The sequence below is a fragment of the Gluconobacter sphaericus genome (assembly GCF_016757795.1).
In the GTDB taxonomy this organism is placed as follows: domain Bacteria; phylum Pseudomonadota; class Alphaproteobacteria; order Acetobacterales; family Acetobacteraceae; genus Gluconobacter; species Gluconobacter sphaericus.
In genome coordinates, this window is record NZ_CP068419.1 from 144,221 (window position 1) to 157,415 (window position 13,195).

Below are 13,195 nucleotides of genomic sequence, written 5' to 3' on the forward strand. Positions count from 1 at the left end.
GTTTAAGAACGCCCGGGAAGCTGCACACCCATCGTGAAACTTGGCGGGCTGACGGTGAAGCAGCGGATGGGTTGAGCGCGGACTTCCCGGCACAGTGTTACGGATTTTTCTGGAACCGTGCCATGCCGCTGCTCCTCGACCATGACGGCTTTTGCGCTCATTGCTGGAGAAAGGCGGAAAAGCTGCCAGCGCGTATCCGTCCCGATCACGGGCAGGATATCCTGAGTGAACGCCAGCCTTGAGGCGAGAGCGTAATCCTCGGCGGCAAGCGCGGTTGCGCCTTCGGCTTTGGCCTTCAGAGCGAGCTGTCGGGAAAAGGTTTCCCAGCCGCCGGTCAGACGCAAAACCGGATCCCGATGGGGCACAAGGTGCAGCGGCGAAAAAACCGCCTGAATACAGACCATGAGCGTCAGCGCCAGCCCGCTGATGACGGGCCAGCGGACGCGCCAGCCTGTTTCAAGAGCAGCCAGGGCAAAGACAGGATAGATCACTGCCGGCCAGTTTGGCTGGACCCGGTCCCCGAAGGCATGCGTGACGAACACGACCATCGGCACAAGAGCCAGCCAGGCCAGAAGGCGATTGCGTTTGAGACAGACCCAGAGCCCGACCGCGAACAGAACGAAAATGAGCGGCGTGGCGAGGCCAATCTGCCCTCCGATCAGCTCACCTATGAACTGGACGGCACGAGCCGGATGCCAGTCTCCCGCCCTGCCTCCCTGTCTGATGAAGCTGGCCCAGTGGTGATACGCATTCCACAGGATGACAGGTGACATCGCCAAAAACAGGACCGGAATGGCCAACCACGGACCAAACTGACGGCGCAAGCGTCCCGTCGCAAGGACAGCGCCCCCCAGTCCGGCACAGATCAGGACGGCGGTGTATTTTGAATCAAAAGCCAGCCCCAGAAGAACAGCCGAACCGATCCACCACGGAAGAGTAGCACGCGGTTTCAACTCTGGATCGACAGCACGGCTGAGCGTGTAAAGAAATAGCGTGATGAAGAACAGCAGCGGGGTGTCTGGCGTCATGGTGGCGGCGCCCAGACCCAGCATGAGCGTAGCATTGAGCAGCAGCACAGCCCCGAAGCCGGACTTTGGCCATGGGCAGGACGGCAGCAGACGCCGAGCTGCGTGATAAAGCGCCCAGCTTCCGGGTAAAACGGAGAACGGACCCAGCAGACGGACACCCAGCGGTGTCTCCCCGGCGATCCATGTCCCGACACGGATCCAGAGGGCAACCATGAAGGGATGGTCCAGATAGCCCGGCTGAAGATTGCGGGACCAGACCCAATAATAGGCCTCGTCGGGCGTCAACGGGACATTGGCCGCCAGACACAGCCGGATAACAGTCAGAAGGACAAGAAACGCCCAGAACAGCCGAAGTTGGCGCGGGGTATCACTCACAATGTCAGCGCCAGACAAGCGTAGAAGAGACCGCGTAGTTCCAGACAACGCCGACGACAGCTCCGGCAGCGGAGGAACGGTCCCAATGGCCATGGCCGGCGCTGTCCAGCATCATGCGTGCAATACCAATATTGGCGATCGCACCCAGCGAGCAAACGGCAATGAAAATGACCAGTCCGCGCCAGAGCTTCATCCCTTTCAGACGACGGTCATGATAGGTGAATCGGTTATTGAGCATGAAATTCGTCAGGATGGCGACGGCTGTTCCGGCCAGCTGGGCCCAAGAAAAACCCAGACCGCAGGCGCCTGCCAGATTCAGGACGGCCACATTGACGGCCACGCCAATCAGCCCGACCAGCGCAAAAGCCATGAAACGCGTCGGCAGCCAGCCTCGAGCCAGCTTGTCGAGCAGCATGGTCGCAAACTGGATCAGGACCACGATATCGAGCTTGCTCTCGCCGGCCTGCCGCGGGCGGAATACAAAAGGCACCTCGACGATACGCACGGTCCGGGGTGCTGACATCACCAGATCGAGTAGGATCTTGAAGCCTGTTCCCGATAGTCGGTGTAGCAGGGTGTCAAAGAGATCGCGACGCATGGCGAAAAAGCCGCTCATCGGATCACTGAGCGGATGCGGCATGATGGCCTGCGCGGCCCGGATGCCCGCATCTGAGAGCATGTGTCGCCAGTGCCCCGCCAGTCCGGCGCTATCTCCGCCTTCGACATGTCGACTCGCCACGACGATATCCGCGCCGGACTGCAATTCGGCCAGCATGGTGCGCAGGACGGATTCATCATGCTGCAGATCACCGTCCATGACCGCGACCCACGGGGCACTTGATGAGAGAACTCCTTCAATCACGGCGGATGACAGGCCACGGCGCCCGACCCGGCACAGCACCCGGACCCGCGGGTCCAGACGTGCAATGCGGGACACCTCGGCCGCCGTGCCGTCCGGAGAGCTGTCATCGACGAAGATGACTTCCCATTTCCGGCCTTCAAGCGCGCTGTCCAACGCGGCGACCATGGGCCTCACATTGGCGACCTCGTTGTAACACGGGACGATGACACTCATTTCGGCCGGAAGCGGCAGCAGCCGCGAGGCGGTCATGGGATCAGCCGTCAGATCGGCACGCCGGCAAGATCACGGCTTGTATGGATGGTCTGGAGGGTTTGGACGCGGACGACATGCGGGCTGTCGGTCAACAAGCGCGTCAGGGCATTCTGGTGGGCGGCGTCGCGGGCAACAAGGCGCACGAGGAAATCGCCGCCACCACGAATCATATGGCATTCCCGCGTTTCGGGCCAGGCGCCGACCTGTGCCTCGAAGGCTTCCAACACGCTGCCTTTCTGGCTCTCGAGACCAATCAGGGCATAGAAATTCAGGGACCAGCCCAGCAGGGCCGCATCCACTTCTGCATGGTAGCCCTTGATGATCCCCATTTCTTCAAGCCGCCGGACACGTCGCAGACAGGGGGGCGCGGAAATGCCGGTCCGACGGGCGAGTTCCACGTTGGTCATGCGTCCATCGACCTGAAGTTCGGCAATGATCTGCCGGTCGATGGCGTCCAGTTCAATCGGTGCGGGGTGTGGCGGTACGTTCATTTCACTCTGACATATATGGCAGGTGACATGATCCGCAAAGATGGCAGATGCGTCGGAAGTCTTTATATGGGGGACCAGATACCCATTGAGGACCCATCATGCCTGAAATCCATCATACGGATCTGCTGGTCGTTGGCGCCGGCCCTGCTGGTTACACCGCTGCGATCTACGCGGCCCGCGCGAGCCTCAAGCCGATTCTCGTCACCGGGATGCAGCCCGGCGGTCAGCTCACCATCACGACTGATGTTGAAAACTATCCCGGCTTTGCGAATCCTGTGCAGGGCCCCTGGCTGATGGAGCAGATGCGCGCGCAGGCCGAGCACGTCGGGACGCAACTGGTTTATGACCTGATCGTAAAGGCCGACCTAAAGAACGGTCCGGGGCCGGACGGATATTTCCGGCTAGTCGGAGATTCTGGAGACGAATTCCGGGCACGCACAGTTGTGATCGCCACGGGAGCCCAGGCCAAGTGGCTCGGCCTCGAATCGGAAAAGCGCCTCCAACGTGGTGGCGTTTCAGCCTGCGCGACCTGCGACGGCTTCTTCTATCGCGGCAAGACGGTCGCCGTTATCGGCGGCGGCAATACGGCGGTCGAGGAAGCGCTGTACCTGACGCATCATGCGGACAAGGTGCATCTGATCCATCGCCGTGACAGCCTGCGGGCCGAGCGCATACTGCAGGAGCGCCTGTTCTCCAACCCAAAGGTCGAAGTTCACTGGAACCAAGCCGTCGAGGAAATCCTGGGCGCGGGTGACCCGGAAGTCGTCTGCGGAGTGGCCCTGAAGGACACGCAGACGGGCGCGCTCTCTAAGCTGGACGTGGATGGCGTGTTCGTGGCCATCGGTCATACGCCCAATGCCGGTCCGTTCCGGCATGAAGTCGCTTGTGACAGCGATGGATATATCCTGACGGAAAACGATGGCACAGGCACGTCAGTCAAAGGAGTATTCGCAGCCGGTGATATCCAGGACCGGATTTTCCGGCAAGCCGTGACGGCAGCCGGAACGGGCTGCATGGCAGCGCTTGAGGCAGAACGATATCTTTCTGGCATACCTGCCATGACAAAAACTTGACCCTCGCCTGCGCTTCAGACAGTTTCGTCCATTCAACGACATATCTTGACGGATAACGCCGGGACGTATGGGTAAGAAGGACGAAGACCGTCGCATCGGCGAACGGGGAGAAAACCAGATGGACTGGGACAAGCTGCGGATTTTTCACGCCGTGGCGGAAGCCGGTTCCTTCACTCATGCCGGCGACCGGCTGGGACTGAGTCAGTCGGCAGTTTCGCGCCAGATTTCCGCGCTTGAAGATGTCCTGCGTGTGCCTCTGTTCCATCGGCATGCGCGTGGGCTGATCCTGACGGAACAGGGCGATGTCCTGAATCGTACCGTGCGGGAAGTCTTCTCGAAACTCGCCCTCACCCAGGCCTTCCTGAGCGAGAGCAAGGAACGGGCGGCTGGCAAGATCAAGATCACCACGACGACCGGCTTTGGCCTGTCCTGGCTTTCTCCGCGCCTGAACCGGTTTCTAGAACTGCATCCCGATATCGAAGTCACGCTTCTGCTCGAAGATGCAGATCTGGATCTGGGCATGCGGGAGGCCGATGTTGCGATCAGGCTCCATCCGCCGACCCAGCCGGATCTGGTCCAACGTCATCTCGCGAATTTTCCCATGCCAATTTATGCCAGCGCCGAATATCTTGAGCGCAACGGCACACCACACTCTCTGGAAGACCTTGCCAATCACCAGATCATAAGCTTCGCAGGCTGGCATCTGCCACTTCCCAACGTGAACTGGTTGCTGGATCTGCTGCGACAGGAAGGCGTTGCACGCCAAGGGAGCCGGCGACTAGCGATCAATAATATTTCTGCGGTTGCAAACGCCATTGCGGCTGGAACCGGGATCGGCTCACTGCCCCTTTATGCCGCCACGGGCTATCCCGGACTCGTCCGGATCCTGCCGAACCAGCAGGTCCCGCTGGTGGAGGCCTATTTCGTCTATCCAGAAGAATTGCGGACATCTAAACGGATCGCAGTGTTCCGGGATTTTCTTCTTTCAGAAATCAGCAACCTCAAGGGCCACGACTAGGGCAAATACGGGAGACGGTCCCGTCTCCCTATCCCCGGCGCCCGTGCGCCCCGGGACACGCATGAAGCCGGTTGCTGGAGCGGAAGACCGCTTCCCCAACCGGGGCAAACCCGCTTCCACGTCCAAGACGTCGGCCGCTGTTGGGCATCTGCTCCAGCACAATAACGCCGGATGCTATTCGGTAACAGATTTTCGCCTGCGTCGAACGCGATCTGGCCGTGTGATGCAGCGATGTCCTGGCCGGAGTTTTCAATACTCCATGAGCTAGAGCGCCTGACGGAGCCAGAACAGATCCTCCCACCAGACACAGGCTGCCGACCCAGGCAGACACAACCAGAAAATGTGGGACAGGTTTCATGGCCTTACAATACTGCAGAACTGGCCCTTCGAACCAGCCCCAGGCCTGACGCAGGGTGTTCCTCGCACGCGCTTGATGCAACACGGACACAGCCCGTTCAGTCAGCGTTTTTGCGAGTAGACAGACGTTGGTTGACGCGTTCCCTAAGTTCCTTGCCCACCTTGAAGAAGGGAACGCTTTTTTCCTCGACCGGCACGACATCACCGGTCCGGGGATTACGCCCCGTCCTAGCCGCCCGTTCGCGGGGAAGAAAAGCTCCGAAGCCCCGCAGTTCGACCCGGTCTCCCCGCGCAAGCGCCGCCCCGATCTCGTCAAAGACCGCATGAACGATACGTTCGATATCGCGGGTAAGAAGATGTGGGTACGCGGCCGACAGTTCGGCGATAAGTTCGGATCGGGTCATGACAGCTGTTCCACCTGACTCCGCCTTCTGAAACGGGTTATCAGAGTTGCAAAATCGCAACGGCTCCGTCAAGGCCCTCGCGATCGATCACACTTGAGAAAGTTCCACCCAACAGGCCCTTCAGAAGTGCCTTTTTATCAGGCCATTGATACCAGTACCTTGAATGCTCGGGGATTAGCGGCACTACGGGATAAGATGCATTACCGATCTTCAGCTGTTTCCTGAGCCAGAGCCGGGCCACATCTTCATCTCCAAGCTCGTCCACCAGCCCCAGGGCAATCGCCTGGCGGCCCGTATAGGCCCGGCCGTCCGCAAGGGATCGGACCTTTTCCTCGGTCAGATGGCGACCTTCGGCGACCATCGAAACAAACTGGCCAAACAAGTCATTCACGAGTTCCTGAAGCATCTGCCGACCTTCGGGCGTCAGAGCACTGGTGGGATCGGTCTGATTCTTCATGGCGCCGGACGTGATGGCATCCATGCCGATACCGAGACGCTCCAACCCAGCCGAGACATCGGGGCGCTGTAAAAGAACGCCGATTGAACCGGTCAGCGTAGAGGGTAACGCCACGATATGCTGGGCGGGCACGGATAGCATATAAGCGGCAGAGGCGCCCATATCCCCCATGGAAACAGAGACGGGCTTGACGGCGGCAAAGCGCTTGACGGCTTCGTGCAAGCGCTCTCCTCCTGTCACACCACCGCCAGGGCTATCCACCACAAGCAGAAGTCCAGTCACATCGGACGAATTCCGCGCCTGTTTCAGGGCCCCCACAGTCTGGGAGACGTCATTTTTTATGATGCCGCTGATGACTAGCCGGACGATGTGCGGTCGCTGAATGGAGCTCGTACTGACGGCACCGCCATGACCGGCCATCGAAATGACCACGGCACCAACAAATGCAACAAGAGCCCCTACCCGCCAGAGCAACAATTGCCTGCGTTTGACCTGCCCCGCCAAAAAGGCACTCAGTTCAGCGTTAATGGAACCGCTCCTGTCCTTGTCGTCTCAAAAGAACCGGCTGGCGATACCACTCCTCTTTGGAAAAATCCCACCAGCCAGCCCTGACGATACTCAGTTCTCCTTCTTGGTACGACGTCCGCGGGCACCATCTTTCTTGCCTTCGCCGGTTGCGGCACTGATCTTGCGTCCAAGGCCGATCTCGCGCGCCAGAGCAGAACGACGCTGGGCATAGTTGGGAGCGACCAGCGGATAATCTGAGGGAAGACCCCACCGCTCACGATACTGTTCCGGTGTCATATCATAAGCGCTCTGAAGATGGCGCTTGAGCATTTTCAGCTTCTTGCCGTCTTCGAGACAGATGATATAGTCAGGAAAAACAGAGCGTTTGATGGGAACTGCCGGCTGCGGGCGCTCGGATTGCGGCTCTTCCTCGGGAGTTCCTGCCTTAGCGAGGGCGTCATATACTTGGCGGATCAGGGCGGGCAGTGTTTCTGCTTCAAGTGTTCCACGGGAGGCCTGAGCAGCAACGATCTTGGCAGTAAGTTCCAGGAGACCTGTACTGGAAGTGTTCTCGGACATAATATTTCACCCCTCTGCTCTAATGTTTTTTAGTTCCATAACGCCTATAACAGGCTAGGTAAATGCGGAATAGAAATATTTAGCGAACGCCTTTTCCGGATCAAAAATATCATCATATCAAAATAACCCGCAAACAAAAAAAGCAAGCACCTATCCCGTAGTATTCAATCTTGCAGACCATATCTGGAATGGTAACATGAACCACGAAACTGTTGTGCTCTCAAAGACAAACAATTTTTCCAGCTGACGCCCTCGTTCACGGAAATTTCGTCAATATAGAGTAGAAACAGAGTCTATTACAGTTCACTATAAAGGTTCTATCCGACCTTTACGTCCCTTCTACCACGCGTACTCTTCCTAGCACCCCTTTGACAACCAGCCCTTTCCGGTCTTTCGTGAAAATATTCCCGTCTGCTTTCGTATCAGAGGCGCCTCAGCGGTTTTAGTTACTTTGTTTTACACTTTAGACACTGCGTAATAACCTAACTGCCCCTAATGAACTTGTAGAACAGCTCAAAGAGCCTCGCAATCGAGAGCCAAAAACGTATGCTTGACCTACATTGCCAGATGCCGGGCGACCGCAGTCCTGACTGGCAGGTCATCCGTAACTGCCATGCTTCCACTCTTATCAACAGTCAGGCGGCCGCACTTGCAGACGCCCTGGGTCACGATGCCTCCAGAGCGGGCATTCTGCTAGGATAGTCAGAAATACCGTTTTGCCCCGGAACTGGAAGGAGGTATTGTCGATCCTGCCAAAGTCGTCTCGGATGCAGGCAGTCTTGCATGCAGCTGCCGGCAATGAGTGGTGGAACGGAATTGCTCCGGTGCGCTGCATCCTGACGCCGCCGATATTGACCCTCTCCTTCCTTGGCCAACCTGCGGGGAAAACGATCATCGACTACCAAAGCCCACTATCGGCATGCAACACGGAGCTTGTTGCAGGAGAAGACCCGACGCGACAGAGATAACCGTCTACTCTCCGTGGCTGGCAACCGAGCGCGAGGCTCTGGCTTCCAAAGAGACAATGATGCTGGGCGTTACAGGTGCGAGTGCTATTTTGGTGCGTCAGGCAAAAGTGTCGCGTGAGCGTTCAAAACCTACTCCACTCGTAAATGGAAGTATCGGACGGGTAACCATACACCCGTCTTAACTGTTGTGCCTCCCCGATGAGGAGTCGAAGACACGCAAATATACAAAATTTATAACAGATATCCGAATGGAAATTTCCTCTCTCGCCGGATAATGTTGTTAGGGCTAAGACACTCACGCAATGAGTGGCAGCACTATATCCTCGGGACAACCGACTCCGGATAATACGACCACACGGCCTGCACCTCTGCGGCCGCGCGCGCGTCCCTTTCTCTCGTGGCTGTACGCACCCAGCCCCTCTTCCGTCACCTTTGCTCTGCGCAACACCGTTGCAGCCTGTCTGGCCGTCGGAATCGCGTTCTGGATGGAGCTGGACGATCCGGCCTGGGCTGCCATGACCGTCTGGGCTGTTGCACAAACCAGCCGTGGCGAAAGCCAGTCCAAGGCAAAATGGCGTATCGTCGGCACCATCAGTGGCGCCATCGCCGCCATCACCATCATGGCAGCCGCCCCCCAGGCTCCATGGATGTTCTTTCCCATGGTCGCCTTATGGATCGGTCTATGCAGCGGATTTGCAACATTCGTCAGTAACTTCCGCTCTTATGCCCTTGTTCTTGCGGGATATACCTGTTCGATCATCTGTATGGGTGCCGCGTCCAATCCGGACAATATCTTCATGGTCGCGATGTCGCGTGGCACATACATCGTGCTTGGTGTGCTGTGCGAAGCTTTCATGGGTCTCATTTTCGCGACGAGCCAAGAAAGACATGCCAGGGCACAGCTTCGACAGAAACTTGAATCCGCTCTAGTCCTCGTCACCACCACCTTATGCAGTCTTCTGGGCGAAGAGCGCGGCGCGCTGAATGCCGCACGGAGACAGTTCGGAACGATTTTGACAATCAATGACCAGATCGAGTTCGCTGAAGTCGAGATGGGACCGCACGGCCATGAAGGCGATCACGCACGCGCGGCGCTCGCAGCGGTTTCAGCTCTTCTATCCCGCGGCTTCGGCATGGCCATGCGCCTTCAGGTGCTCAACCACAATCATCCGGCGTTCACGAAAACCGCTGACGAGATCCTCGCCTTCCTCAAGCAGTTCCCGCAGCGCCTGCCGGACCAGAATGCCGTTCCTGCCCTGCTTGCGGACCTTCAGCACTTTCGCGACATCTGCCGCCTTTATGCCGCGCCACATCGCGAAAGCGACATCCGCTCGAACCTTGAACCCATCCCCGGCCTCGAACCCTTTGACCAAACTGACGAAGGTCAGGAAATACAGGAAGACAGGCTGGATGAACGTATCCTGTTCGTCTCCCTGGGCGAACTTCTGGGAGATCTGGAGCAGGCCATCAAGGAATACGAGGCCAGTACACATCGCATCAAAGGCGATCATTTCCATTTCCAGCTTGAAACCCATCGCGACACCCGTGAAGCGGTGCATAACGGTTTGCGCGGCGCGTGCGCTGTTCTGATAACGGCCTATATCTATGAAGTAACTGCTTGGCCGAACGGGCTTGGTTTTATTGCTATTACGACGCTGGTCTGTGGTCTGTTTGCGACCAAGGAAAACCCCGTCCTTGGCACAACCGAATTCCTCAAAGGAGCCGTCGCGGCTTATTTCATGGCATGGATTCTGGTTTTCGTACTCATGCCGAAAGTCACGACCTTCGAGACTCTCACGCTCTTTCTAGGGCCAGCAATGTTTCTGGGCGGCCTAGCGAAGGGTAATCCATCCACGGCTGGTGGCTCAGCGGCCTACGGGCTTCTGCTGCCAGCAATGCTGGGGCTTGAGAACCATCACGTCATGAACGAAATCGCCTTCTACAATGGGAATATGGCGACTGTTCTGGCGGTGGCTGTCAGTGTCATCGTGTTCCGGAGCGTCCTGCCGTTCAGCAGCGATGCCGAGCGCTTCCGTCTGCGTCGAATCATGCTCAGAGAACTGCAGCATCTGGCACATCCGGGCTTCACGCCACGCATCAGCGTCTGGATCGGCCGCAATACGGATCGCTTTGCCCGGCTGATCCGCCATGCTGGCCCCACCCCGGCCCCGCTGATCGAAGCGTGTATTCTGGGCACGCTGGCAACGTTGACGCTAGGCCTGAACGTCATCAGGCTCCGCGCACTTCTGGACCGTGAATACTTGCCCGAAAGCGCGCGACGTCCGATCCTTCTGGTTCTGCATTATGTGGAACAATCCACGAAGCGGCATGACAAGGCGGCCCGTATTGCGGAAGCGGCGGTCAGGCGCCTGCGTGTTCTGGACGCCCAGGAAACAGATCTGGTGACACGCCTCGAACTGACACGTGCCATCACCTATCTCGTCGTCATTGCCTACACGATGCGGACGAACGAGGATTTCCTCGATGCCAGCAAACCTTTCCGGGGCGAGAGAAACAGCCGCCTGCTCAATTCCGGTCAAGGCTGATCCGGGCATCTCAGGGACTTGCTACCGCCAGACTCTGGAACGGATGCTCTGCCGGAGTGACCTAAGGCGTTTCTGCGGTAGCTCCTCGCCATGGACTTAACCAGTCCAGACCTTCGGAGGTCGAAGCCCGCGGGTTGTATTCGCATCCAATCCAGCCCCGATAACCAAGACGATCCAGCAGAGCGAAGAGATAGGGGTAATTGATCTCTCCCTCATCTGGTTCGTGCCGCTCCGGGACGCTGGCTACCTGAATGTGACCGATTGATCCAAACAGAGTTTCCAGTCGAACCGCGAGGTCACCCTGCATGATCTGCGCATGATAAAAATCGAACTGGATCTGGACGTTATCTGCCCTAACCAGATCACAGACCGCTTTTGTCTCCTCCTGATAATTCAGGAAATAACCCGGCATATTGCGCGTGTTAATGGCCTCCAGAACAATGGTCAGTCCGATGGATTGCGCCTGAGACGCCGCGTATTCGATATTCCGAAGGTAAGTCTCCATCTGCTTCTCATGCGGGATTTCGACATCGCGCAAACCAGCCATGACATGCAGGCGACTGTTTCCGAGAGCCTGGGAATACTCCAGTGCGGCCCCGATCGTACGGCGGAACTCCTCCTCACGACCAGGCAGCGCCGCCAGTCCACGCTCACCTCGATCCCAGTCTCCTGGTGGAGCGTTGAACAACGCGACATGCAGATCATTTCCCCTGACCCGGGCGCACAGATCCTGCCTGTCAAAAGCGTAAGGGAACAGAAATTCGACTCCCTTGAAACCGTCACGCGCGGCGGCATCGAAGCGCTCGAGGAACTCAAGTTCCGGGTAATTCATAGTCAGGTTTGCGGCAAAAGCAGGCATGACGAGAGACTTCCCTTGCAATGAACTACGAGACGAAAGGCCACAGCAGGCAGGTGGCTAGAAACCCAAGAGCACCGAGCGTAGTCGTCAGAACGGTCCAGGTTCGCAGGCCATCGGCGACGTCGATCCCGGACAGCTTCGTGAAGATCCAAAACCCTGCGTCGTTGACGTGAGAAACCGACAGGCCCCCGCCCCCCATGGCGAGCGCGAGCAGGGCAAGCTGGTTGGGATTGGCATGCATCTCCGAGATCATGGGACCAAGAATCCCTGCGGTCGTCACAAGCGCCACCGTCGTCGATCCCTGCACTGCGCGCAGGATCATGCTCAGGATAAAAGCCAGGGCAAGCGCAGGCAGTCCGGTCGTACGGAGTATGTCAGAGATGACGTGGCCGATGCCGCTTTCTACCAAAATGTTCCCAAACACGCCGCCACAGCCGGCGATCAGGATCACAAGGGCGACACCGGGGACCGCAGACCCGATGACCGTCGATACCTGCTCAAAGCTCCATCCCCGTCGCAGTCCCAACGTATAGCCGGCAAGGAGGGTGTCGAGGAGCAGCGCCGTTACCGGCGAGCCGACAAGATGGGCAGCTCCGGCATAGGAAGAGGCGGCCGGCAGAAAGATCGACAGCGTGGTGCCAAGCATGATCAGGACGATCGGAAGCAGGATCAGCCCGACAATCAGCCAGAATCCGGGTGTTTCGGCTGAAGGCAGCGCATGGGCGGATACTTCCGGCTGGGCATTGAACGTTCCGTCCTCACATCCATTAATTGCTGCCTGGATGTCTGACGCATATGTGAACTCGCGATGCGTCATGCGCTGTGCAATCAGCGCCCCGGCCCCACAGACCATAAGGGTGATCGGCACCCCGAACACCAGAATACGTCCCATATTTGCGCCGATCTGTGCCGCAGCGGCGGCCGGACCGGGATGCGGCGGCAGAAACGAGTGCACCGTCAACATGGCCGCACACATCGGGAGTGCGAAAATCATGAGAGAGCGCCGGGTCACGTTCGCCACACCGTAGAGCAACGGCATGACCATAATCACGCCGACCTCAAAAAAGACCGGAATGCCAATCAGAAAACCTGCAAGCATCAGAGCGAGCGGGACGCGCCGACCTCCGAAACGCGCGATAAGATCGCGCGCGAGAACCTGTGCGCCCCCTGAAACCTCCACAATCTTTCCGATCATTGCCCCAAGAGCGATGATGATGGCGATATGGCCCAGTGTCTTGCCCATCCCCGCCTCGATCGCAGGAACAATCTTGGCCGCAGGCATTCCGGCAAAAAGCGCGACAAACATGCTGACAATAAGGAGCGTCAGGATCGGATGAAGCTTAAAACGGATGATCAGCACCAGCATCAGCACGATACCGGCAATGGCGCTGGCCAAAAGAACCATCGGGGTCATATCAG

13 protein-coding genes are annotated in these 13,195 nt (G+C 58.0%); 5 read left to right on the plus strand and 8 right to left on the minus strand.

Annotated features, from left to right (window positions below; translation table 11 throughout):
- Positions 1-2: 2 nt before the first annotated feature.
- From IGS75_RS00650 to IGS75_RS00660, 3 genes are read right to left on the minus strand one after another with little or no spacing between them, the layout of a single operon-like run.
- On the minus strand, positions 3-1,403 hold the full coding sequence (locus IGS75_RS00650; protein ID WP_237468908.1) for an ArnT family glycosyltransferase: 1,401 nt from the start codon (positions 1,401-1,403) through the stop codon (positions 3-5).
- Between the two features lie 4 nt (positions 1,404-1,407).
- On the minus strand, positions 1,408-2,514 hold the full coding sequence (locus IGS75_RS00655) for a glycosyltransferase (RefSeq protein ID WP_202257247.1): 1,107 nt from the start codon (positions 2,512-2,514) through the stop codon (positions 1,408-1,410).
- A gap of 11 nt (positions 2,515-2,525) precedes the next feature.
- Positions 2,526-3,008 (minus strand): Lrp/AsnC family transcriptional regulator, encoded by a 483-nt coding sequence (locus IGS75_RS00660; protein ID WP_141352998.1) that lies wholly within the window; start codon positions 3,006-3,008, stop codon positions 2,526-2,528.
- A 98-nt stretch (positions 3,009-3,106) separates the two neighbouring features.
- Between IGS75_RS00660 and trxB the strand changes: the two genes are divergently transcribed.
- Entirely contained in the window at positions 3,107-4,081 is a 975-nt protein-coding gene (trxB, locus tag IGS75_RS00665) for a thioredoxin-disulfide reductase (protein WP_141353000.1), read from the plus strand.
- 118 nt (positions 4,082-4,199) lie between these two features.
- The gene (locus IGS75_RS00670) at positions 4,200-5,099 is read left to right on the plus strand and encodes a LysR family transcriptional regulator (RefSeq protein WP_141353052.1); all 900 of its coding nucleotides are present in this window, start codon (positions 4,200-4,202) and stop codon (positions 5,097-5,099) included.
- 455 nt (positions 5,100-5,554) lie between these two features.
- On the opposite strand, the gene IGS75_RS00675 is transcribed toward IGS75_RS00670, so the two are convergent.
- The 3 genes from IGS75_RS00675 to IGS75_RS00685 all read right to left on the minus strand — a co-directional run bounded on the left by IGS75_RS00675 (position 5,555) and on the right by IGS75_RS00685 (position 7,403).
- Positions 5,555-5,860 carry an integration host factor subunit beta gene (locus IGS75_RS00675; protein WP_141353002.1) on the minus strand — a complete coding sequence of 102 codons (306 nt, stop codon included), beginning with the start codon at positions 5,858-5,860 and terminating at the stop codon, positions 5,555-5,557.
- Between the two features lie 40 nt (positions 5,861-5,900).
- A complete protein-coding gene (gene sppA / locus IGS75_RS00680; RefSeq protein ID WP_408876500.1) occupies positions 5,901-6,845 on the minus strand; it encodes a signal peptide peptidase SppA in 945 nt (314 codons plus the stop codon).
- 90 nt (positions 6,846-6,935) lie between these two features.
- Positions 6,936-7,403, minus strand: a complete 468-nt coding sequence (locus tag IGS75_RS00685) for a MucR family transcriptional regulator (protein ID WP_141353006.1) — start codon at positions 7,401-7,403, stop codon at positions 6,936-6,938.
- Between the two features lie 546 nt (positions 7,404-7,949).
- Here IGS75_RS00685 and IGS75_RS00690 point away from each other — a divergent pair.
- The 3 genes from IGS75_RS00690 to IGS75_RS00700 all read left to right on the plus strand — a co-directional run bounded on the left by IGS75_RS00690 (position 7,950) and on the right by IGS75_RS00700 (position 10,917).
- Positions 7,950-8,105, plus strand: coding sequence for a hypothetical protein (locus IGS75_RS00690; protein WP_202257248.1), 156 nt, complete (start codon positions 7,950-7,952; stop codon positions 8,103-8,105).
- A gap of 77 nt (positions 8,106-8,182) precedes the next feature.
- Positions 8,183-8,371 carry a hypothetical protein gene (locus tag IGS75_RS00695; RefSeq protein ID WP_202257250.1) on the plus strand — a complete coding sequence of 63 codons (189 nt, stop codon included), beginning with the start codon at positions 8,183-8,185 and terminating at the stop codon, positions 8,369-8,371.
- A gap of 302 nt (positions 8,372-8,673) precedes the next feature.
- The gene (locus IGS75_RS00700; protein ID WP_202257251.1) at positions 8,674-10,917 is read left to right on the plus strand and encodes an FUSC family protein; all 2,244 of its coding nucleotides are present in this window, start codon (positions 8,674-8,676) and stop codon (positions 10,915-10,917) included.
- 61 nt (positions 10,918-10,978) lie between these two features.
- On the opposite strand, the gene otnI is transcribed toward IGS75_RS00700, so the two are convergent.
- Together otnI and IGS75_RS00710 are read right to left on the minus strand one after the other, a co-directional pair.
- Complete coding sequence (gene otnI, locus IGS75_RS00705) at positions 10,979-11,776, minus strand: 2-oxo-tetronate isomerase (RefSeq protein ID WP_202257253.1); 798 nt, start codon at positions 11,774-11,776, stop codon at positions 10,979-10,981.
- 25 nt (positions 11,777-11,801) lie between these two features.
- A complete protein-coding gene (locus IGS75_RS00710) occupies positions 11,802-13,190 on the minus strand; it encodes a GntT/GntP/DsdX family permease (protein WP_202257255.1) in 1,389 nt (462 codons plus the stop codon).
- Positions 13,191-13,195 lie beyond the last annotated feature (5 nt).